Raw genomic sequence first — 20,887 nt, forward strand, 5'->3', positions numbered from 1 at the left:
CTGCCGCGGCGCGTGAGGTTCGCGCCCCGGAACCTCCCCGCGCCGCCGCTGTCATTCCGCAGGCACGACGGACAGCCGGCCAGCGCGGCCGAGCGCCCGCCTGAAGGACGCGGATCCGCGCGTCCTCCGCGCGGTTCCCGAGGACGTGAGCGCGCCGCTCCGCGCGGCGCACAGGGGAGATCTATGCCCAGCGCGAACACGACGGACGCCGGGGATGGCGGCGCCGCAACCGATCCGAACCTCACCGCCGCGAGGCAGCCCGACGCGGCGAGCGCCGGCGAGGCCGAAGGCCCGGTGCGCTCCGTGGAGATCGTCATCTCCTGGGGCGCGACCGTGCTCTTCGTCCGGCACCTGACGCCGCCGCGCGCGTTCGACGTCGGCGAGGGGCGCGGCGACGGGCGCCCGTGCGACTGCTTCCTCCCCGAGCGCGTGCTCGGCGCGCGCCGCGCGCCGCTCCTCGAGGTCGACGGCGCCGGGCGCGTCGGCTTCGTCCTGCCGGGCGCCGCGACGGGGACGCTCACGCTCACCCCCGGCGGCGCGCCGCTGTCCGCGGCCGCGGCGCGGGAGCTGCATGTCGGCGTGGCGCGCGCGGCGATCCCCGGGGCCACGCTCGTGCCCCTCCCCGCGCAAGGCCGCGTGGACGTCGAGATCGCGGGCGTGCGGATCCAGATCCGCGCCGATGCCGCGGCGGGCGAGCGCGTGGGCCGCTCGCTCGTGAGCCGGAAGAGCCTCGCCCTCCACGCCGTCTCGGCGGCCCTGCACCTCGGGCTCCTCGGCGCCCTCGCGCGCTGGGCGCCGCCCCTCGTCGACCCGTCCGCCGGCATGAGCGCGGATCGGATCGCGCTCGTGCAGCAGTACCTCGCGTCCGCGGACGAGCGCGAGATGCTCGAGCGCGAGGGCGAGCGCGCCGCGGAGCCCTCCGCCGACGCGAAGGAGGGCGGCACAGGGACGAGGGCGAGAGGCGAGGAAGGGTCGATGGGCCACCCATCGTCGTCCACGCCGCGCGCGGGGGCGACGGGGAACAGGTGGGGGGTCCAGGGCCCGAGCGACAGCCCCGATCCGCACGTGGCGCAGCAGCAGGCGCTGCGCGACGCGGCCGAGTTCGGGATGATCGGGCTGCTCAACGCCGGGGGCGGCGGCGATCCGAGCGCGCCCACGGCGGCGTGGGGGCTCGACGGCGCCGCGTCTTCCGCAGGCGGCGCGGGCCTCCCCCTCCTCGGCTACGGAGGTCCCGCCGGCGACGGCGCGGCGCTCGGGGGCGGATCCATCGGGACGATCGGGCACGGCGCGGGCGCCGGATCGGGCCAGGGGTTCGGGAGCGGCCACGGGCGCGCCGGCGCCTCCTCGCCGCCGGTCTCGGCGCGGAGCGCGGCCGCCTACGCGCCGGAGCCCGAGGTCGCCCTCGATCCGAACGGCCGCTTCGCCACCACGTACCGGCCCGGGGGCGGTCACCTCGCGGCGTTCGAGGCCGCCCTCGCGCGCGGCGTCGTGCCCGCGGCGGAGCGCGAGCTCGTCGGCGACGTCGCCGCCCGCTACGCCCCGGAGGTCCCGCTCGCCCCCGACAAGGCGCTCGGCCTGCGCACCGACCTGGAGCGCGCCGCGCTCGGCCCGGGCGGCGGCGCCTTCCACCTGCGCCTCGCGCTCCGCTCCGCGGCGGCGGCGGCGCCCGCGCGGCCGCACCTCTCCGTGCACCTCGTCCTCGACACGAGCGGATCGATGGCCGGCGCGCCGATCGACAGCGCCCGCCGCGCCGCGCAGGCGCTCGTCGATCGGCTCGCGCCGACCGACGACTTCTCGCTCACCACCTTCTCGAGCGACGCCGAGGAGGTGATCGAGGACGGCCCTGTCGGCCCGCGCCGCGCGGCGATCCGCCGCGCCATCGAGGGGCTCCGCGAGGGCGGCGGCACCAACATCGGCGCGGGGCTCTCGCTGGGCTACGCGCAGGCGAGCCGGCCGGGCATCCCCGAGGACGCCGTGCGCGTGGTGCTGCTCGTCTCCGACGGTCGGGCGACGAGCGGCCTCACCCACGGCGAGCGCCTGGCGCGGCTCGCCCTCGACGCCTTCCAGCGCGGCATCCAGACGAGCGCGCTCGGGCTCGGCGACGACTTCGATGGCGAGCTCATGAGCTCGATCGCGAGCGACGGGGCCGGCGGCTACTACTACCTGCGACACCCGGAGCAGATCGCGCCCGCGCTGTCGACAGAGCTCGACAAGCGCCTCGACCCGGTCGCGACAGCGGTCGAGGTGCGCGTGCGCCTGAAGGCGGGCGTCGATCTGCTCCGCGTCTACGGCTCGCGCCGGCTGGACGAAGCCGAGGCCTCCCGCGTCCGCGCCCAGGAGATCGCGGCCGACGTCGCCGCCCTGTCGCGGGACCGGATCGCGGCCGACCGACGCGACGACGCCGACGGCGGCATGCGCTTCTTCATGCCCGTGTTCGCCCGCGATGATCGGCACGCGCTGCTGTTCAAGCTGAGCGCCGGCCCCGGCGCGGGGAAGCGAGCCATCGCGACCGTCGAGCTCAAGTACAAAGATCGGCTCTCCAGAAAGAACGTGATCGAGGAGATCCCCATTGAGGTGCGCTACGCGGACAGCGACGCCGCCAGCGCGGCGTCCGCCGACCCGTCGATGGCGCGCACGCTCCAGGGCTTCGCCGCGGGCGAGTCGCTCGCGGAGGCCGCTGCCCGCGTGGCGCGCGGCGATCGCGCCGGCGCCGCAGCGCTCCTCTCCGAGCGCGAGGGCATCCTGCGCGAGGCTGCGACCCGGCTGAACGAGCCGCTGTTCCTGGAGGACGCGGCGCGCCTGTCGCGCCTCCGCGCGCACATGGGCGCAGAGCAAGGCCTCGGCGATCCGCTCGTGCTCGCGATGTTGCTGGAGACGGCGGGGCGATCCCGCCTGCGCTGACGCGCAATCGCAGCGCGCTCACGGGCGGAGGTGTCGCCCAGGTGGTAGGCTGAGCGCGGCCATGACAGACAGAGTCTCATCGACCGGACGCGCTGCGCTGCGAGAGTCGCTGCTCCAGTTCTCCGCTTTCGCCGACGCGCTCGAGTCCCGATCCATGCGCGAGGCCATCGATGCCTGCATCACCGTCCTGGACGCACCAGGGCCGCTCGACAAGCGCGACCTTGCCCCATGGCTCAAGGTCGTCCACGAGCGCGCGGCCGATGTCTTTCGACGGGGCATCCGTCAGACCACGGGTGTGCTGCGCCAGCAGATGATGCATGGCCTGAAGCAAGCGGAAGAAGACGCGGTCTGGATGCAGCAGGCCATCGACGCGCTCAGTCGAGACCGCGCGAACTGACATGCTGGACTGAAACAGCGCTCGTCGCCCCGTGGACCGGTGGGCGTCTCCTGGCGGCCAGGAGAGCACGAGCCACGCTGGCGAGCCGGCCGGGAGACGGAGCAGGCGGCCGTGCACGGCGTGGCACGACGCTCGCCGTTCGTGCTACGAGACGGGGCATGTTCGCCTCGGCGTTTCCGCTGCTGCTCCTCGGCTTCTCTCTGGGAATGCGCCACGCGACCGACGCGGACCATGTAATCGCGGTGGCGACCGTCGTGAGTCGGGTGCGGAGCCTCGGGACGGCGCTGATGATCGGCGCGATGTGGGGTGTCGGCCACACGCTCACGCTGATGGTGATCGGCGGCGCCATCCTGCTCTTCGGGCTCGTGGTGCCGCCGCACGTCGGCCTGGCCATGGAGCTCACCGTCGCCCTGATGCTGATCGGGCTCGGGGTGTTCCACCTGGCGCGGCTCTACCGGGCGGTCCGCCGGGGCGAGCCGCCGGCCCACGACGTTGCTCCGGTGAAGCATGTCGCTCACCACGACGGCCACCGGCACGACCTCGGCTGGGCGGATCGCGTGTTCGGCGGCTCGCGCGTCTATGCGAGCCTGCGGCCGCTGGTCATCGGCGTGGTGCACGGCCTCGCGGGCTCGGCCGCGGTGGCGCTCCTCGTGCTCACCACGGTGCGCGACCCGCGGTGGGGCATCGGCTACATCGCGCTGTTCGGCGTGGGCACCATCGCCGGAATGACGCTCATCACCGGGGTGCTCGCGCTGCCGTTCGCCTATGCGCGCGCTCGCACCAGCGGGATCCACAACGCCTTCGGCGCCGCCGCCAGCCTCCTCAGCGTGGGCTTCGGCCTGTTCCTGGCCTACGACATCAGCTTCGGGTCCGGGCTGTTCACTGCCCACCCGCAGTGGACGCCAGGCTGACGGCGCCCTGGCGAGCCGCGCTCTCCGCCGGAGCGACGCCCGGCGCTCACCGGCTCGCGGTCGACCAGGCGCGCTCGGCCTCGCGCGACGACGCCGGCGCGAGGTGCGCGTCGATCTGGGTCATGAGCCAGTCGAGGAACTCGTCCTTCAGGATCGTTTGCGCCACGTGCAGATCGGTCCAGACGGGCGCGCGCGCGGCCGCCCGATCGCTCGTCTGCACCACGACCGGGATGGTGCAGAACCTCGCGTCGTCGCGCATCGCGCGGATGAACTCCACCCCGTTCATGACGGGCATGTGGACGTCCACGATGGCCAGCGCCACGGGCTCGCGCGCGAGCAGATCGAGGGCGTCGCGCCCGTTCTCGGCCTCGAGCACGCTGAAGCGCGGCTCGAGGATCAGCCGGTAGCACTCGCGGATGTCCGCGTCGTCGTCCACGACGAGGATGGCGACCCCCTCGACGGCGCCGAGCACGCGCTCGACGGCGGCGCGGAGCTCCCCCGCGGTGACGGGCTTGCGCACGTAGCCGGCGACCCCTCGCAGGATCGCCTCTGCCGGCTTGTTCACGACGGAGACGAGCATCACGGGCACCCGCTCGCGCGACTGCACGAGCCGGTTGAAGGCGAAGCCATCCATCTCGGGCATCAGGAAGTCGGCCAGGATGAGGTCCGGCGTCCACGTCCGGAGCAGCTCCAGCGCCGCGCTCCCGCCACGCACGGTCCGGACGTCGTACGCCGCGCCTTGCAGCGCCTCGGCCATCCACGCGAGCGTCCCCGAATCATCGTCGACCAGCATGAGCTTGGCCATGGCATCACTCCCCTTGCGCCCCGCCGCCGCCCGCCTCGCCCGCCTCGCCCGCGGCGCCGACGCGCCGCAACCGGAGCCAGAACCTCGCCCCTCCTTCCGGCCGCGCCTCGTACCCGATCGCCCCGCCCCACCGCTCCACCGCGATCCGGGCGCCGTAGAGCCCGAGGCCGCTGCCCGCGCCGGGGTCGCCGCCGTGCGCGAACTTCTGGAACAGGCGCGGCGCGATGGCAGGCGAGACGCCGGGCCCGTCGTCCTCCACCGTCACGCGAGCCCAGCTGGCATCGTCGTGCACGGCGACCCGCACCGACGCGCGCGCGGGCGTGAAGCGGAGCGCGTTCTCGACGAGGTTGGAGACCACGCGCGCGAGCCTGCGCTCCTCACCGACGACGGTGCACGACTGCGCGCGGCCGATCTCCGGCGGCGCCTCCAGGCGCACCCCCCGGCTGCGCGCCATGGGCAGGAGCGCCTCGACGACCCGAGCCACGGTGCCGCGCACGTCGACCACCGCGGCGAGGTCGCCGCTGGAGGCGTCGGACGCCATGCCCTCGGCGGTGAACACGTCGAGGATCTCCCGGATCAGCTCGCGCTGCCGCAGGGCGGCCTTCAACGCGACCGCGGCGAGCGCGCCGCTCTTCTCCGGGAGCGGCTGTTCGCCCAGCAGGGACAGCGCGCCGAGGAGGCTGTTCAGCGGGCCGGAGAGGTCGTGAACGATGCAGTGGACGAGGACGTCCTTGCGCTCGACCTCGCGCGACAGCGCCTCGTGCACGAGGCGGAGCTCGCGCGCCCGCTGGAGGACGCGGCGGCGCTCCTGGAACAGCGCGTCGTTCCGGGTGATCACGAGCAGCCGCGACGAGCCCACGCGGAGCGCCGTCGCCTCGAGGTGGAGCGCCTCGTCGTCGCCGATCATCTGCGTCCAAAAGTCGGATTGCACGCTCGGCGCTCCTTCCACGGACCAGGCCCGCTCCGCCTCGGCGAGGAACACCTCCAGAAAGGGCAGCGCGCGATCGATCGGGAGCGGCGAGTCGCGCCACGGCGGCGCGAACCCGAGCCGGCGGAACCACGGCGGCGGCTCGCCGCGGATGACGAAGGTCCCATCGTGCAACCGCTCGAGGACGAGCTTGTCCAGCGCCGCGAGGAGCCACGTGTCCACGTCCATCAACCCCGCAACGAAGGCGCTTCGCTCGCCAGCATGGCGCGCGTCAGCGCGTTGAACGCGCCCTCGACCCCGGCGCCGGTCTTGGCGCTCGCCCTCGTGATCCAGAGGCCCGCCCTCCTCAGCCTGGCCTCGATGGCGTCGTCGATCTCCCACGCCGCGGTGAGATCGGCCTTGTTCAGGACGACGACGGCCGGGACCTCTCCGACGATCGTCCGCGCAGCGGTGTAGAGGCGGAGCCCGGTCTCCGCCGTCAGGCGCCGCGTGCCGTCGATGACGAGGAGCCAGCCCGCGGAGCCGCGCAGGTACGACGTCTGGACGGCCTGGAACTCGTCCTCTCCGCTCAGGTCCCAGAGGATGAGGTCGAGCTCGCCTTCATCGCATTTCACGCGCCGTGTCTCGATCGTCACACCGATGGTCGTCCGGTAAGACTCGGAGAAGATGCTGCGCACGAAGCGGGCGACGAGGCTTGTCTTGCCGACCCCCGTCGCGCCCAGCACGCAGACCTTGCGCCTCTCCGCCATGACTCAGTCCTTGCTCTCGGCGCGCAGGTCCACAAGGAAGATCACGCTGCGCGCGCGGCGCTCGTCCGCGCCGGCGAGGCACCTGGCCCCGGCCGCGCCGCCGGAGCAGGACGGGGGCAGGACCTCACGCCGCAGTCCGCCGCCGCTCGCTCGCAGGCGATCCGCCGGGATGCCCCGCGCAACGAGCTCGGCCGCGACGTGCTCCGCGCGCGCCTGGCTGAGCGCTCGATTCGACGCCTCCGATCCGGCGGAGTCCGCGTAGCCGATCTCGCGGATGTCGGCGGTCATGCGGGCCTCGCGCGCGCGCGCGATCAGCCGCAGCGCCGCGGCCGCGATGGCGTCGATGCGCGCGGCCTGCTCGCCGGAGAGCCGCGCGGCGCCGCGGCGGAAGAGGAGCTCCATCGCCTCGAGGGCCCGCGCCGCCGCGCGCGCGCGGTCGATCGACTCCTGGGCCGTCAGGCGCTCGCCGTCGAACCCCGAGACGCCCGGGAGCACCGCCGCCGACCAGCGCGCGCGCTCGATCCAGCGCTCGGGCGCGACCCCGCTGGCCACGACGACGCCGCCGCGCAGCGCCAAGGCGACCCCGGGCGGCGGCTCCAGCATGCGCGCCACCCTGCGCTCGACGATCTCCGGGTGGAGCGAATAGAAGGGCGCGAAGCGCAGGGTGACCGCCGGGGGCACGGGGCCGCCGCGCTCGAGCACGGCCCTCGGGTCCGCGGCGAGCGGATCGCGGAGCCCCGTGAAGGCGATCTGGCCGGCGCGCCGCTCCGCCGCGGTGACCAGCAGGCCGGGCTCGCGCTGCAGCGCCTCGTCCCAGCCCTCGAAGCGGCGCTGATCCTCCTGCGAGGCGCGCACCCGGAAGGCGAGCGCGATCGCGACGACCCCGGCCAGCACCGCGGCCGCCGCGAGCAAGGCCCGAGCTCGGCGCGGGACCGGCTGGCGCTGCTGCTGGAGGCAGCGCGAGAGCAGCTCGCGAGCGCCCGAGAACGGCGTCCGATCGCCGCGGAAGCCGGCGAGCTCACCGCCGTACGCGAGGTGGACGCGCTCCAGCGTCTCGCACAGGACGAGCCCGTACGCGGGCGGCGCCACGCCGCGCACGATGGACACGAGGAGCGCCGACGGGCCGTGCTCGACCCACCCTGTCAGATCGCCGACGCGGAAGCGCTCCAGCCGCGCGTCGGTCCGGAACGCGTCGTGGGCGAACGCGTCGATGGCGGTGAGCATCGCCGTGACCTGATCGGGATCCCTGTAGGGGATCTCGTCGGCGCTGAGGTGCTCGAGGACGAGCCCCGTCCCGCGGTGGACGAGGAAGAGCTGCTCGGTCCGGTAGACCATCGAGCGGAGAAGCACCACCTCCGCGAAGGGACGCCCCGTGCGGCGCGCCTCGACGCGCCAGCGCATGCTCCGCCAGGACAGGCCGAGGGCGGCCGCCTCGTTGAGGCGCTGGATCATCGCCCGGAGAGCGCAGCGCACGGCCTTGCGGATGGCCGGCCCCATGGCGGGGGAGATCGCGTCCGCGAACGATCCCGGGTCCCGGCGCACGCGCTCCTCGATCGCGCCGGTGAGGAGCGGCTCCAGCGCCCACGAGAGCGCCTCGCCCTTCTTGCGGCTCTCGATCACCGCCTCGGGCAGCGCCCCCGCGACCATCTCGACCATCGACTGGTCGAGCCGCTCCTCGATCCGCTGGATCCGGTGCTGCTCGGGGCCCACGAGCAGGGGGCGGAGGTCTTCGAGTGTCTGTTTCGGCGGAGGCGCCCCGCGGCCCGCTCTCGGCTCTCGCATCGTTCTTCTCCGCACGGCCGCGCTCGCTCCGCCGGCCGGAGCGGCGCGACCGCCTCACGCGGCCTCGTCCGAGCGGCGCTCCGCCTTCTGGTACCGCTCCGATTCCGCGGCCGCCTCGCGCGGCGCCGGCGCGATCACGTCGGCGCCGTCGGCCCACACGGCGGCCAGCTCGCGCTCGAGCATCGCGCTGAGCTCGCTCCGCGTGCGCCGCGTCTCGTCGAGGAACGCTTTGGACTGATCCAGCAGCTGCTGCCGGAGCTCGCGCTGCGTGCGCGCCACGAGCTCCTCCAGGCGCTGGACCCGCTGCACGATCAGCTCGAGCGCCTCCCGCGACTCGCGCGCGACGCTGCCGAGCGCGCCATCGGCGGCCACGCGCTGGGCCTCGATCGAGGCGTTGAGCGCCTCGATCTCCCTGCGCATGTGCGCCTCCAGCACGTCCAGACGCCGTCGCGCTTCGCTCCGCAGCTCCTCCGCCTGGGCGGCGACCTGAGCGTCGGTGTGCGAGAGCCGGCGAGCGAGCTCGCGGAACTGGGCGCCGCACAGGATGTCGCGCACCTGCTCCAGGCTGTTGGTGATCGCGGACTCTGCGTGTCCTGCGGCGGCTTCTTGCTCCGCCCGCCCGCTCGTCCTCATGGTCATGATGAAGCTCCCCTCTCCGTGCGTGCCCCGCGTGTCGCGTTCTGCGGGCCGAGCTCGCTCGTCATCGCGCTCTCGTAACGCTTCGTCGCGCTCGCGACGCCTCACCGAGCTCGCTCCCCCGGGTTTCCTCTTCCGTCTGGACACGATGCCCCTCGCTCATCACGTCACGCGCTGCGGAACATGGGTCAGCACCGTGGGTGCGGGTAGCCCTCGGGAGGGCGCCGGGGCGGCCGCGGCTCGGCCGGGGAGCCGCTCGGCTGCTCCGAGGCGCCGCGCCGAACAGGAGCTCTCGGAGCCCGCTAAGATGCTCCCATGCGATCTCCGCGAACCTCCCTGGTGGCCGCGGCCTTCCTCGCCGCCTGCGGCGCTCCTTCCGCGAGCGCTCCGGCCGGCGGCGCTCCTTCCGCGAGCGCTCCGGCCGGCGGCGCTCCTTCCGCGAGCGCCGCCGCCTCGGGTTCCAGCTCGCCCCCGGCCGCCCCGCCGCCCGCCGCGCAGGCCACCGCCCCCGCGGCCGCGGCCTCCCCTGCGCCGGCGCCCTGCGGCGCGCTGGGCTGCCTCGCCTTCGATACGCCGGCCCAGGCGTTCGCCCACGCCCTCGAGAGCGGCCCGCGCGTGCTCGCGGTGGGCGAGGCGCACGCACAGCGAGGCTCGGAGGGCATCCCCTCGACGACCCGGCGCTTCACGGAGCTCTTCCTGCCGGCGCTCGCCGGCCGCGCATCCGACCTGATCGTCGAGCTCTGGGCCGTGGATCCGCGCTGCAAGAAGGAGCAGGTGGCGCGGGTCGAGGCGGAGCAGCGGACGGTCACGCAGGGCCAGGCGGCGCAGAACCAGGACGAGTTCCTCGCGCTCGGCCACGCGGCGAAGCGGCTCGGCATCCGGCCCCACCAGCTCACGCCCTCCTGCCAGGAGGTCGACGCCATCGTGCGCGCGGGGCCGGACGCGGTGACGGCCATGCTCGAGATGATCGCGCGCCAGACGGCCGCCGAGGCGAAGGCGCTGCTCGGCCGCGAGGACGCCGCGGGAAAGATGGTGATCGCCTACGGCGGGGCGCTGCACAACGACGTCGCCCCGCGCCCTGGGCGCGAGCGCTGGAGCTTCGGACCGGAGCTCTCCGCGATCACCGGCGGGAAGTACGTGGAGCTCGATCTCATCGTCCGCGAGTTCATCAAGGAGTCGGAGTCCTGGCGAGCGCTGCCGTGGTATCCCCACTTCGACAGGGAGAAGCAGCCGGACAAGGCGGTGCTCTTCAACCCCGCGCCGGGCTCGTACACGCTCATCTTCCCCCGCTCGTCCTGAGCCGGCACCGCCGCGCCGCGCGCCGAGCGCCGCGCGACGGCCTCAGGGCAGGATGGTGAAGGTGACCGGCTCGCCCGTGAAGGGACCGCCGCCCTGCACGATGCGGTTGTTCTCGAACAGCGCGCTGATCACGCTGACCGTGATCGGTACGCCGGCAGCGCGGAGCTTGTCCCAGGCCGCCGCGTCCGGCGTGTAGCTCAGCTTGGTCGTGAACACCCGGAGCAGCAGCTCGCGCTCCGCCGTCGTGAAGACCAGGAAGTAAGCGCGCCCGTTGATGGGCGTCCCGTGAGCCCAGGCGGCGCGCGCCGGCCCAAGGAGCGCCCCGAGCTCCGCGGCGATCGACGCCCCCGGCGCGGCGAGCTCCCGCGCCCCCGGCGCAGCGGCCGCCGCGAGCTGCAGATCCGGCGCGGCCCAAGGCGTCGTCCGCTGCGCCGCGCCCGCCACATGGAAGGTCAGCTCCGGCGCGGCGTCGCCGGGGATCATCGCGCCGTCCTCGGGCGCGTCGAACACCGTGCCCTGCGAGGGCTCGTCCTTCGGGTCCACCGCGAGCAGCTCCTCCAGGGCCTCGTCGGTCGCGCCGCCCTCGAAGATGACGTCATCCAGGCTCGAGTCCGACGACGTCCCGCTCGACGTGTGGTCGTGGCTGTGGCCACACGCCCCGGTGTACATCGCGGCCGATACGAGCGCCGCCAGCACGGGCACGAGGAGCGCCCGGCTCAGGAAGGGCCTTCGGCTCACGGCGCCTCCGTCCAGGGATCCGCGAAGCGCGGGTCCTTCAGAAACTCGTCGTCCGTCAGGGTTTGCAAGAAGGCGATCACGTCCGCTCTCTCCTCTTCTGTGAGATCGAACCCGCTGATGAGCTCGCTCTTGAACTTGTTCTCGCTGCCCACGCCGGCGTTGGGGCCATCCTCGATCGTGCGCCCTCCGGCGGCGTAATGGTCGAGCACCCCCTCGAGCGTCTCGATGCTGCCGTCGTGCATGTACGGCGCCGTGAGGGCGATGTTCCGCAGCGTGGGCGCGCGGAACCGGCCCATGTCCGCCTCTTTGTGGGAGATCTCGTAGACTCCCCCGTTGCCCTCCGGGTAAGCGCCGTTGCCGTCGATGTTGTAGAGCCCCGTGTTGTGGAACATCACCTCCGTGAAGGTGGTCCCGTCGTGCTCCACCGAGTCCGACAGGTTGAAGCCGCCGTGGCAATGGAAGCACTCCAGCTTCTCGGAGAAGAAGAGATCCATCCCGCGCAGCGCCGCGTCGGACATCCCGGAGGGGTCGCCGCCGTACCGGTAACGGTCGTAAGGCGCGCGGTAGGAGAGCAGCGATCGCTCGAACGCCGCGATCGCCTTCGTGATGTTCGCGAGGCGGAGGGGCTCGTCGTCGCCGGGGAAGGCCTCGGGAAAGAGATCCTGGTAGACCGGCTCGCCCTGCAGCCGCTCCAGCAGCTCGTCCTCCATGCCGGCGAGCCCGAGCTCGACAGGCGTCTCGCCGAACATCGGGAGGAGCGCCTGCTCCTCGAGCGCGTCGACGAGCGGATTCGCCCAGGTCAGCGTCGTGAGGTAAGCGACGTTGGCCAGGCTCATCGAGCTTCGCGAGTGCAGCTGGCCGGTCGAGCCCTCGGCGTTCGCGCGGTGGTCGGTGAACGCGAGCTCCTGGCGATGGCACGAGGCGCACGAGTACGTGAGGTTGCCGGACAGGCGCACGTCGTAGAATAGCCGCCTGCCGAGCTCGACCTTCACCGACGACATCGGGTTGTCCTCGGGGACCTTGGGCACCGGAAAGCCCGTCGGCAGCCCCCACGCGTAGGCGCTCGCGCCGCCTCCCCCGTCGCCGCCGCCGCCCTGGCCGCCGGCGCCCTCCCCCGTCGACCCACCGGCGCCCTCCCCCGTCGACCCACTGACGCCTTGCAGCCGATCGCCGTCGCCGCAGGCACAGCAGAGGGCCGCGAGCGCGGCGAGGGCAGAGGAGATCGCAGAGCGGCGGAGAGCGGTCATCGGAGCCAATATCGCCATGGCGCCTATTCTATCCTGAAGAACGACTGCTGGTCGGGCCGCGGCGAGCCGTCGGTGCTGTCGATGCCGAGATGGGTGAAGAGCGGCAGACACTCCGAATCCGACGGATCCGACATGCAGCCGGGGATGTCGTCGGCGCTCGCCGACAGGTCGCTGTCCGAGACGAGCGCCGCATAGTCGACGAGCACCTTCGTCGTGAGCGGGTCGATGTCCTGGAAGGCGATCTCGGCGATGTTGGGGTGATCGCACGCGGTCACCTTGCCGCCCGCATCGGCGACGCAGCCAGTGCTCCCGATGTGCACGAGGAACGGTTTGTCGTCTGCCGTGGAGACGCTGTCGAGGCGCAGGAACTTGTACCCGTCGTTCCAGCTCCAGAACAGCCCCGTCAGGTTGAGCGGCGACGGCGCGACCGACGCGTCGCCGTGGTTCAGGTCGAACGGGACGCCCAGCTTGAACGACAGCCCCTCGTAGTCCCCGACCGGGACCGTCCCGCGCACCACGCCGTTCGTCTCCTCCGTCCCGTTGGCGCAGGTGCCCGATCGGTCCTCGAAATCAAGCAGCGCGACGTCCTGGACCTGCCACAGCCCGTCCTGTTCGAGCGAGAGCGGCACCTCCTCGCCGTCCGCGCGGCGCAGGCGCACGTCGTGGATGTAGAGGCGGAAATCGTTCAGCCCCACCTCCGTCGCGGCGCTGCCGACAGCGTACGTCTCGCTGCAAGAGAACACCTCGTCGCGGACGCGGCCTTCGAACTGCAGCTCGACAGCGATCGTCTCGGCGCCGCCGCTCCCTCCGCCGCCGTCAGCCCCGCCGCTCGCTCCGCCGCCACCGCCAGCCCCGCCGTCACCGCCGCTCCCACCGCCGCCACCGACGCCCGTCGAGGCCGACGCGCCGTCGAGAGGGTTCACCACATCATCGTCGCCGCACGCCATGAGCGCGAGCACCGCCCCGACCAGCGGGAACCAGAGCCGTGATGCACGAAGACCGGATTCCATGAGCGTCCTCCCGAGGAACGATGCGCGCCACGATAGGCCGCGTCGCCCCTCGTTTGAATGCGACATGTTGTCGCTATCGCGATCCGCCCGAGAGCGCGAGTCGATCCAGCGTCGGAAGAGGGCTCGCGGACGGCCCCGGAGCAATCTTCGACGGCCAGCAGACAACGACGCCGACGACGACCGCACGACCGCACGACCGCACGACCGCACGACCGCACGACCGCGTTCGCCGCCTGCGACGTCGACCAAACCGCCGGCGCGCCCACCAGGCGAGCGTACGCATCCGCACGATAACACGAATTGAGAAAATCGTGCTACTGACCGGCCCACCTGTGGTCCGTTCCCTGAGCACGGCGTTCCCGCTGCTTCTTCTCATCGTGTCCGCCGCGCCTGCACGCGCCGGCGACAGCGCGGCGCCTGCACGCGCCGGCGCCGCGGCTCCGCCCGCGGCCGAAGCGGCAACCTCGGTGGGCGGCGATGCCTCCGGCAGCGCCGGCGCAGCGGCGCCCGTCTCCGGCGCAGCGGGCGGAGCGGCGCCCGTGCCCGACGCCGCGCCCATCACGGTCGTGGTGCAGGGCGCCGCGCCGCCGCGCAGCGCCTCGGAGTCGGTGCGCGGGCAGGCGGAGATCCGGGCCGCGCCCCACCGGACGGCGAGCGACGTGCTGCAGCTCGTGCCGGGCGTGTTCACCTCCCAGCACAGCGGCGAGTGCAAGGCGCACCAGATCTTCTTCCGCGGCTTCGACGCGGTCCACGGGCAGGACCTCGAGGTCTGGGTCGCGGGCGCGCCGGTCAACGAGGTCTCGAACGTCCACGGCCAGGGCTACACCGATCTCCATTTCGTGATGCCGGAGGTGATCGGCGAGCTCCGCGCGCAGCCGGGGTCGTACGACCCGCGCCAGGGCGACTTCGCGGTCGCCGGGACGATGCGCTTCGATCTCGCGTACGGCGAGCCGGGGATCACCGCCACCGCCTCCGCGGGCTCCTTCGGCGCGCGCCGGCTCTTCCTCGCCTACCACCCCGAGGACGCGGACGACGCCACGTTCGCGGCCTTCGAGGCGTACGGGACCGACGGCTTCGGGCCCGCCCGCGCCGCCGGCCGGGCGTCGCTCGTCGCGCAGGCCGTCTACCGGCCGCTCGCCGGCGTCTCCGCCCGGGTGATGGCGTCGGCGTTCGCCTCCCGCTGCGGCTCCGCCGGCGTCCTGCGCCTCTGCGACATCGAGTCGGGCAAGGTCGACCGCTTCGCCTCGTACGATCCCGATCAGGGCGGCGACTCGTCGCGCGCGCAGCTCGTCGTCGATCTGCGCGGCTCGGGCGACGGCGCCGCCCGCGGGGAGGGCCTCTCGCTCACGCCGTTCGTCGTGCTGCGCTCGCTCCGGCTGCGCTCGAACTTCACCGGGTACCTCGCGGATCCCACGAACGGCGACGCCACCCAGCAGCTCAACGAGACGATCACGGCGGGCGCCACCGCGTCGTACAGGCTCACCTTCCCGCTGCTCTCCGACCGCGACACGTTCGAGGCGGGCGTCGTCGCGCGCACCGACTGGATCGAGCAGTCGCAGCGGCGCCTCGCGGCCGTCGACGACAGGCCGACCGCCACGCTCGTCGACGCGGAGGTCCGCGCGACCAACATCGCCGGCTACCTCGACGCGTCGATCCGGCCGGCGCGGCGGATCACGCTGCGCGGCGGGCTGCGCGCCGACGGCCTCGCGTACCAGGTCGTCGACGACATCGGCCAGGGCGCGCAGGCGCGCAGCGCGCTGGGCGTCCACGTGGGCGGCAAGGGCACGGTCGACGTGGCGCTGCTCCCCGGGCTCCGCGCGCTCGCCAGCGTGGGCCAGGGGTTCCGCTCGCCCCAGGCGCGCAGCCTCGGCGACGGCGAGCGGACCCCCTTCACGCGCGTGCTCTCCGCCGAGGCCGGGCTCCGCTACGCCGACGAGCGTGTGCGGGCGTCGGCGGCGCTGTTCCACACGCGCCTCAGCGACGATCTCGTCTTCGACGAGGCGACCGCCCGCAACGAGCCCGTGCCCGCCACGGCCCGCACCGGGGTGGCCATCGACGCGGTGGCGCACCCGGCGCCGTGGCTCGTGTCGAGCGTCGGCCTGACGTACACCCGGGCCGCCTTCACGGCGTCCGGCGGGCGCTACGCGGCGGGCGATCTCCTCCCCTTCGTGCCCCAGGTCGTCGCCCGCGCCGATCTCGCGGTGACGCCGCGCCTCGGCGCGCTCTTCGGCCGGCGCCTCGAGGCCCGCGCCGGCGCGGGCGTGACGCTGCTCCACGGCCGCCCCCTGCCGTTCGGAGAGGTCGGCCACGACGCGCTCGTCACCGACGTGACGGCGCACGTCCGCTACCACCGCGTCGAGCTCGGGCTCGACGTCTACAACCTCCTCGACGCGTCGTGGTTCGACGGCGAGTTCGTCTACCCCTCGAGCTTCACCCGCGGCGCGGCGCCCGACCTCCTCCCCGCGCGGCACGTGACGGTCGGCGCCCCGCGCAGCTTCCTCGCTTTGCTCTCCCTCTACATCGGCTGAGGTCCTCGATGACATCCACCACCGCACAGACCCGATCCCGCCGGCGCGCCGCCCTCGCCGCGGCGGGGCGCCTCGCCGCGGCGCTCGCGGCGGGCGCGCTCGCCGCCGGCTGCGGCGCCGGAGGCGACGCCGCGACCTCCGGCAAGCGCCTGACCCTCGCGACGCAGATCGCGCCCGACGCGGCGTCGGTCGCGCCGTTCACGAACGCGCTCGGCTGGACCATCACGCTGTCGAAGGCGCACCTGGCGATCGGGTCGCTCCACTACTTCGAGGGCGCCCCGTTCACGGCGCGGCGGCCTTCGCCGGCCGGCGGCCCCTCGCTGCTCGAGCGGCTCGCCCGGTGGGCCGTGCCCGAGGCGCACGCGCACCCGGGCCACTACCAGGCCGGCGAGGCGAGGGGCCAGATGACGCAGCCGACGTCGGTCGACCTGCTGCAGGGGACGACGGCGCTCGCGGACGCGGACGCCGTGAGCGGCGTCGTGCGATCCGCGCGCTTCACGTTCGGCGCGCCGCCCTCAGGCCCGCTCGCCGCGGCGCTCGACGGGCACGTCGTCGCCGTGGAGGGCCGCGCCGAGAAGGGCGAGCTCGCGCGGGTGTTCCGCGCGCGCGCGCTGGCCGCCGACGTCCTCGACGACGCGACCGGCGAGCCGTCGGTGGAGGGGTGCGTCTTCGAGGAGGTCTTCCTCGACGGGCCCGGCGTCGTCACGCTCGTCGTGAAGCCGACGGTCTGGCTCGATCAGGTCGACTTCGAGGCCGTCGCCGCGAGCGACGACGGCGCGCCGGTCGACCTGGAGCCCGAGAGCGAGGCCCAGCGCGGCTTCACGCGCGGCCTCAAGAAGGGGACGGCCTACGCGCTCTCGTTCGCGCCCGGCTCCGCGGAGGAGAAAGAATGAGGATGAGGACCACGAGACGAATGGGGGTGGCGGCGGCGCTCGCCGCGGCGGCGCTCGCCGGCTGCGGCGAAGGCGAGCCTGGGGCCGGGAGCGTGACGTTCTCGACGTGGGGAGAGGACTACATCGAGCAGGAGATCCCGGCCGCGGATCTCGCGGACGGCTGGAGCATCCAGTACGAGAAGTTCCTGTTCGTCGTCCGGAACGTCACCGTCGCCGATCGCGAGGGGAACGTCGGAGCGCGCATGCAGGGCTCGATCCTGTTCGACCACACGAAGGCCGGCGCGAAGCCCGTGGTGACCTTCGACGACCTCGAGGCGAAGCCCTGGGAGGCCGTCTCCTACGAGATCGGGCCGGTGGACGCTGACACCGCGCTCGAGGGCGCGACGGCGGAGGACAAGGCGCTCATGCTCGCGGCGGGGGCGTCCGTGCACATCGAGGCGATCGCGCGGAAGAGCGGTGACGGCGGCGAGGTCGAGAAGCGCCTCGACTGGACCTTCTCGCTCGCGACGCGCTACGCCGACTGCAAGGGCGACAAGGCCGGCAAGGAGACCGAGGGCGTCCTCGTCACGAACGGCGGCACCGACGACGTGGAGCTCACCATCCACGGCGACCACTTCTTCTACGACGACCTGCAGGCCGCGACCGCCGCGCGCCGGTTCGCGCCCATCGCCGCCGCGGACGCCGACGACGACGGGGCCGTCACCCTGGAGGAGCTCGCCGCGGTGCGCCTCGTCGCGATCGAGGAGGGCACCTACGGGACGGGCAGCGCCGGAGACATCAATGATCTCGGCGCGTTCGTCGCGGCGCTCTCGCGCACGATCGGGCACTACCGCGGCGAGGGCGAGTGCGTCTCCGAAGGCCCCTGACGGGTCCGGCCGCGCGCTCGCCCGCGGCGATCACTCGATCCCGACCGTCGTCGTGACGTCCTGGAGCTCGCTCCCGGCGAACGCCGGCACCCGCGCGGAGCCGAGCAGCATCTGCACGCAGCCCCCGGCCGGGGTCATCGCGACCTGCGGCTCGATCGAGATGCGCTGCACTGCGCCCGCGGGGTTGAAGAACACCCGCGCCGTCACCGCCTTCGGCCCCGCCTTGCCCTTGCAGTGGATCCGCGCGGTGTCGGCCTTCGCTTGCAGCGCCGCGTGGGCCGCGCCGCGATCGAACGGCCTCGCCGCGATCGCCGTCGCCGCCGGCGTGGTGCCGCCTTCGCGCATGGGGCGCGGAGACCTCTGCGCGGGCGCCGGCACCGGAGCGTCGCGAGGGCCCGGCGACGGCTGCCGCTCGCTCGCGTCGCCCGCCAGCGCCGGTGAGCGCGCGTCGCCGCGGCCCGGGTTGACCACCGTCGGGTGCGCCGGCACCGGCAGGCGCTGCACCATCCGGACGTCGCTCTGCGCGCGGCCGGCGTAAAAGGCGATCGCCGCCATCGCGAAGGCGCCGGCCAGGCCGCACGCGAGGAGCATCGGCCCCCGCCGCGCAGGCCTGGGAGGGGCCTCCACCGGCCCGCTGCTCGCCAGGACGGGCGCGGGCGTCGACGGGGGGCGCGCGCTGACGGGTGCCGACGATGCGCCCGCACCGGCGGGTGCCGACGATGCGCCCGCGCCGGCGGGTGCCGACGATGCGCCCGCACCGGCGGGCGACGACGGCGCGCGCCGCGCGTCCGAGGCCACCTCGGTCGGTCCCGTCATCGACAGGCGCGAGGCAGACCCCGCCGAGGTGATCGCCGCCGCGGCGCCGAGCGGCACCACCGAGATCGCGGCGCCGGCGGCGCGCACGCTGCGCGGGTCGACGAAGAGCGCCGGGCCGAGCGCGTCGAAGGCCTCCTGCGCCGTCTGGAAGCGCTGCGACGGCTCCCGGGCGACGCAGCGCGCGAACCAGGCGTCGAACGGGTGCACGATACAGCCGGCGCGCCCGAGCGCGGTCGCGCGCACCGACGCCGGGTCGATCGGCTCGAAGAGGATCTCGCGGAGCAGCACCGGCATCGCGGTGCCCATCGGGTCGTTCGCGGCGCGCCAGTACATGCGCCCGGTGAGCAGGGCGAACGCGATCAGCCCGAGCGCCCACACGTCGGTCGCCGGCGAGATCTGCCCGCGCGCGTCGGTCTGCTCGGGCGCCATCCAGAGGGGCGTGCCGAGCGACGCGGTCGCCATCGTGCTCGCCTCCGCGGCGATCTTCGCGATGCCGAAGTCGAGGACCTTGACCGACCAGCGCGCCGTCGCGCTCTGCGTCTTCGCGAGGAACACGTTCTGCGGCTTCATGTCCCGGTGGACGACGCCCGCCCGGTGGGCGGCGCCGAGCGCGTGGCAGAGCTGCCGGAAGATCTCGTGAACGTCCTGCGCCGGGAGCAGCCCGCTGCGCCTCATGCGCTGCGAGAGGTCCTCCCCCTCGAGCAGCTCCATCGCGAGCCAGGGCACGCCGCTGGCCGCGTCCACGCCGGCGCCGATCACCTGCACGACGTGATCGCTCTCCACCAGCGCGCCGACGCGCGCCTCCTGCTCGAAGCGCTCGCGCAGCCGGGCGTCCGCGCAGAGCTGCGGGTGCATGAGCTTGAGGGCCCGCAGCTTGCCAGTGCTCGCCTGCTCGGCGATGTACACGGCCCCCATGCCCCCGGCGCTGAGGGGCCGAACGATCCGGAACTCTCCGAAGAGCATCCCGACCGCCGGCTGGAACGGCGCGACCATGGAGGGCGATGCTAGCATGGTGGCCGTCGCGGGGGTGTCGGGGCTCACGGGCGCGGCGCGCGGCGCGCACGGCCCGCCTCGCTGTCTCGCTGTCTCGCTGTCTCGCTGTCTCGTCAGGCGCGCGCGCCGTCGCCGCTGCCGGCGCTGCGCGCGCGCGGCGGGAGCGACGCGACGAGGCGCTCGATCCCGATCCGGCCCGCGACAAGCGCGCCCGTCGCCGCGGCGCGGAGCGCGTCGCGCGCCGGCTGGGCTCTGCCGGCGAAGTGCCGGACGCCGAAGCGCAGGAACGACGGCTCGCCGAGGAGGTAACGCTCGACGCGCTCCCGCGGCGCGCCGTAGAAGGCGCGCATCACCCGGCGCCGGAAGCGCAGATCGAGGCCCAGCAGCGATCGCTCGACGCGCCGGCCCCAGTCGTGGAACCCGAGATCGCGGGCCTCGAGCTTCTCGGCGAGGTACTCGCCCGCGAGGGCCCCGTACGCGATCGCCTGGGCGATCCCCTCTCCCAGCATCGGATCGATGCCCGCGGCCTCGCCGACGAGCAGGGCGGCGGGCCGCGCGATCACGGCCCGCTGGTCGAGGCCTCGCTCGGCGAAGCGCTTTCGCCGGTAGCGGTCCGGGTCGAGGCCGAGCGCCTCGAGCCTGCTCCGGAGCACGCGCTCGGCGTCGGGCGCGGGGCGCGCCATGCCGAGCGCGCCCTCGTGCAGCACGTAGGCCCCCCGGCAGACGAGCTCGCGCCCGTCGACGATTGTGGGGAAGTCCCACAGGTAGCCGGCGAACGAGCGATCCCGCATCTCGAAGTGCAGGAGATCGCGCGCCCGGTCCCTGGCGACGGGCTCGGTGTCGACCTCGACGGCCTGCGCGCGCAGCCTGCCGAACGGCAGCCCCATCGCGCGGCGGACGACGCTGCCGACGCCGTCCGCGCCGACGACGACGCGGCCGTCGAAGACCCCGGCCGAGCTCTCGACGCGGGCGCCGCGCTCGCTCAGCGTGGCGCCGGTCACCCGCGCCCCCTCGACGATGCGCACGCCCCGCGCCCGCGCGGCGAGCGCGAGCGCGCGATCGAACTCGACGCGCCGGACGACGCGGCCGATGTTCCCCTCGCGGAGCGCGACCTCGCCGGCCTGGAAGGCCGCGCTGATGCCGTGCACCACCACCGAGGGCACGTCGATCGTCACCCCGATCGCCGACAGCGCCCTGTCCGCTCGCTCGCCGAGGCCGCCCGCGCAGGACTTGTCCCGCGGGTAGCGCTCTTTTTCGAGCACCACGATCCTGTCGGCGAGGGCCGGGCGATGGTGGGCGAGGAAGAGCGCCGTGCTCACGCCCGCCGGCCCGCCTCCGACGATCACGACTTCATGCGCCGCCATGCGGGGGCCGCTCTAGCACGGCGC

Annotated in this window: 17 protein-coding genes; 7 read left to right on the plus strand and 10 right to left on the minus strand. The window is 74.1% G+C overall.

All coding sequences use genetic code 11. The features are described 5' to 3' along the window. Positions 1-183: 183 nt before the first annotated feature. The 3 genes from WMF29_RS31440 to WMF29_RS31450 all read left to right on the plus strand — a co-directional run bounded on the left by WMF29_RS31440 (position 184) and on the right by WMF29_RS31450 (position 4,209). Entirely contained in the window at positions 184-2,901 is a 2,718-nt protein-coding gene (locus WMF29_RS31440; protein ID WP_437323820.1) for a vWA domain-containing protein, read from the plus strand. Positions 2,902-3,055: 154 nt separating this feature from the next. Further along, entirely contained in the window at positions 3,056-3,298 is a 243-nt protein-coding gene (locus tag WMF29_RS31445) for a hypothetical protein (protein ID WP_231864310.1), read from the plus strand. A gap of 158 nt (positions 3,299-3,456) precedes the next feature. After that, on the plus strand, positions 3,457-4,209 hold the full coding sequence (locus tag WMF29_RS31450) for a high-affinity nickel-transport family protein (protein WP_437323821.1): 753 nt from the start codon (positions 3,457-3,459) through the stop codon (positions 4,207-4,209). 46 nt (positions 4,210-4,255) lie between these two features. Here WMF29_RS31450 and WMF29_RS31455 read toward each other — a convergent pair whose 3' ends face one another. Genes WMF29_RS31455 through WMF29_RS31475 form a run of 5 tightly spaced genes read right to left on the minus strand, consistent with a single transcriptional unit; the run spans position 4,256 to position 9,217 of the window. Next, positions 4,256-5,014 (minus strand): response regulator, encoded by a 759-nt coding sequence (locus WMF29_RS31455; protein ID WP_437323822.1) that lies wholly within the window; start codon positions 5,012-5,014, stop codon positions 4,256-4,258. 4 nt (positions 5,015-5,018) lie between these two features. Continuing rightward, positions 5,019-6,170 carry an ATP-binding protein gene (locus tag WMF29_RS31460; RefSeq protein WP_437323823.1) on the minus strand — a complete coding sequence of 384 codons (1,152 nt, stop codon included), beginning with the start codon at positions 6,168-6,170 and terminating at the stop codon, positions 5,019-5,021. Next, complete coding sequence (locus WMF29_RS31465) at positions 6,170-6,691, minus strand: Rab family GTPase (protein WP_437323824.1); 522 nt, start codon at positions 6,689-6,691, stop codon at positions 6,170-6,172. Before WMF29_RS31465 ends, WMF29_RS31460 begins: the two co-directional genes overlap by 1 nt. A 3-nt stretch (positions 6,692-6,694) precedes the next feature. Further along, positions 6,695-8,473: an OmpA family protein gene (locus WMF29_RS31470; RefSeq protein ID WP_437323825.1), complete on the minus strand. Its 1,779-nt coding sequence runs from the start codon at positions 8,471-8,473 to the stop codon at positions 6,695-6,697. 54 nt (positions 8,474-8,527) lie between these two features. Beyond that, positions 8,528-9,217, minus strand: coding sequence for a hypothetical protein (locus WMF29_RS31475; protein WP_437323826.1), 690 nt, complete (start codon positions 9,215-9,217; stop codon positions 8,528-8,530). Positions 9,218-9,424: 207 nt separating this feature from the next. Here WMF29_RS31475 and WMF29_RS31480 point away from each other — a divergent pair, with 207 nt between their 5' ends. Then, on the plus strand, positions 9,425-10,408 hold the full coding sequence (locus WMF29_RS31480; RefSeq protein WP_437323827.1) for a hypothetical protein: 984 nt from the start codon (positions 9,425-9,427) through the stop codon (positions 10,406-10,408). 42 nt (positions 10,409-10,450) lie between these two features. On the opposite strand, the gene WMF29_RS31485 is transcribed toward WMF29_RS31480, so the two are convergent. Genes WMF29_RS31485 through WMF29_RS31495 form a run of 3 tightly spaced genes read right to left on the minus strand, consistent with a single transcriptional unit; the run spans position 10,451 to position 13,403 of the window. Beyond that, positions 10,451-11,146 carry a hypothetical protein gene (locus WMF29_RS31485; RefSeq protein ID WP_437323828.1) on the minus strand — a complete coding sequence of 232 codons (696 nt, stop codon included), beginning with the start codon at positions 11,144-11,146 and terminating at the stop codon, positions 10,451-10,453. Then, positions 11,143-12,411 carry an MbnH family di-heme enzyme gene (locus WMF29_RS31490; RefSeq protein ID WP_437323829.1) on the minus strand — a complete coding sequence of 423 codons (1,269 nt, stop codon included), beginning with the start codon at positions 12,409-12,411 and terminating at the stop codon, positions 11,143-11,145. Before WMF29_RS31490 ends, WMF29_RS31485 begins: the two co-directional genes overlap by 4 nt. Positions 12,412-12,416: 5 nt before the next feature. Beyond that, entirely contained in the window at positions 12,417-13,403 is a 987-nt protein-coding gene (locus WMF29_RS31495) for an MbnP family copper-binding protein (RefSeq protein ID WP_437323830.1), read from the minus strand. A 332-nt stretch (positions 13,404-13,735) separates the two neighbouring features. Between WMF29_RS31495 and WMF29_RS31500 the strand changes: the two genes are divergently transcribed. Genes WMF29_RS31500 through WMF29_RS31510 form a run of 3 tightly spaced genes read left to right on the plus strand, consistent with a single transcriptional unit; the run spans position 13,736 to position 17,690 of the window. Then, complete coding sequence (locus tag WMF29_RS31500; RefSeq protein ID WP_437323831.1) at positions 13,736-15,931, plus strand: TonB-dependent receptor; 2,196 nt, start codon at positions 13,736-13,738, stop codon at positions 15,929-15,931. 8 nt (positions 15,932-15,939) lie between these two features. Beyond that, a complete protein-coding gene (locus WMF29_RS31505; protein ID WP_437323832.1) occupies positions 15,940-16,824 on the plus strand; it encodes a hypothetical protein in 885 nt (294 codons plus the stop codon). A 2-nt stretch (positions 16,825-16,826) separates the two neighbouring features. Beyond that, positions 16,827-17,690 carry a hypothetical protein gene (locus WMF29_RS31510; RefSeq protein WP_437323833.1) on the plus strand — a complete coding sequence of 288 codons (864 nt, stop codon included), beginning with the start codon at positions 16,827-16,829 and terminating at the stop codon, positions 17,688-17,690. 30 nt (positions 17,691-17,720) lie between these two features. Here WMF29_RS31510 and WMF29_RS31515 read toward each other — a convergent pair whose 3' ends face one another. Together WMF29_RS31515 and WMF29_RS31520 are read right to left on the minus strand one after the other, a co-directional pair. After that, the gene (locus WMF29_RS31515; protein WP_437323834.1) at positions 17,721-19,499 is read right to left on the minus strand and encodes a protein kinase domain-containing protein; all 1,779 of its coding nucleotides are present in this window, start codon (positions 19,497-19,499) and stop codon (positions 17,721-17,723) included. A gap of 113 nt (positions 19,500-19,612) precedes the next feature. After that, positions 19,613-20,863: an NAD(P)/FAD-dependent oxidoreductase gene (locus tag WMF29_RS31520; protein WP_437323835.1), complete on the minus strand. Its 1,251-nt coding sequence runs from the start codon at positions 20,861-20,863 to the stop codon at positions 19,613-19,615. Positions 20,864-20,887: the final 24 nt, after the last annotated feature.

Origin of the sequence: Sorangium sp. So ce381 (assembly GCF_051473845.1) — a bacterium.
GTDB classification, from domain to species: domain Bacteria; phylum Myxococcota_A; class Polyangia; order Polyangiales; family Polyangiaceae; genus Sorangium; species Sorangium atrum.

What these genes read in the sequence shown, in the direction of transcription:
- WMF29_RS31460 (WP_437323823.1), bottom strand. Translation starts at nt 6,170, where the DNA reads ATGGACGTGGACACGTGGCTCCTCGCGGCGCTGGACAAGCTCGTCCTC.
- WMF29_RS31495 (WP_437323830.1), bottom strand. Translation starts at nt 13,403, where the DNA reads ATGGAATCCGGTCTTCGTGCATCACGGCTCTGGTTCCCGCTGGTCGGG.
- WMF29_RS31490 (WP_437323829.1), bottom strand. Translation starts at nt 12,411, where the DNA reads ATGGCGATATTGGCTCCGATGACCGCTCTCCGCCGCTCTGCGATCTCC.
- WMF29_RS31470 (WP_437323825.1), bottom strand. Translation starts at nt 8,473, where the DNA reads ATGCGAGAGCCGAGAGCGGGCCGCGGGGCGCCTCCGCCGAAACAGACA.
- WMF29_RS31465 (WP_437323824.1), bottom strand. Translation starts at nt 6,691, where the DNA reads ATGGCGGAGAGGCGCAAGGTCTGCGTGCTGGGCGCGACGGGGGTCGGC.
- WMF29_RS31480 (WP_437323827.1), top strand. Translation starts at nt 9,425, where the DNA reads ATGCGATCTCCGCGAACCTCCCTGGTGGCCGCGGCCTTCCTCGCCGCC.
- WMF29_RS31510 (WP_437323833.1), top strand. Translation starts at nt 16,827, where the DNA reads ATGAGGACCACGAGACGAATGGGGGTGGCGGCGGCGCTCGCCGCGGCG.
- WMF29_RS31440 (WP_437323820.1), top strand. Translation starts at nt 184, where the DNA reads ATGCCCAGCGCGAACACGACGGACGCCGGGGATGGCGGCGCCGCAACC.
- WMF29_RS31450 (WP_437323821.1), top strand. Translation starts at nt 3,457, where the DNA reads ATGTTCGCCTCGGCGTTTCCGCTGCTGCTCCTCGGCTTCTCTCTGGGA.
- WMF29_RS31505 (WP_437323832.1), top strand. Translation starts at nt 15,940, where the DNA reads ATGACATCCACCACCGCACAGACCCGATCCCGCCGGCGCGCCGCCCTC.
- WMF29_RS31515 (WP_437323834.1), bottom strand. Translation starts at nt 19,499, where the DNA reads ATGGTCGCGCCGTTCCAGCCGGCGGTCGGGATGCTCTTCGGAGAGTTC.
- WMF29_RS31445 (WP_231864310.1), top strand. Translation starts at nt 3,056, where the DNA reads ATGCGCGAGGCCATCGATGCCTGCATCACCGTCCTGGACGCACCAGGG.
- WMF29_RS31455 (WP_437323822.1), bottom strand. Translation starts at nt 5,014, where the DNA reads ATGGCCAAGCTCATGCTGGTCGACGATGATTCGGGGACGCTCGCGTGG.
- WMF29_RS31520 (WP_437323835.1), bottom strand. Translation starts at nt 20,863, where the DNA reads ATGGCGGCGCATGAAGTCGTGATCGTCGGAGGCGGGCCGGCGGGCGTG.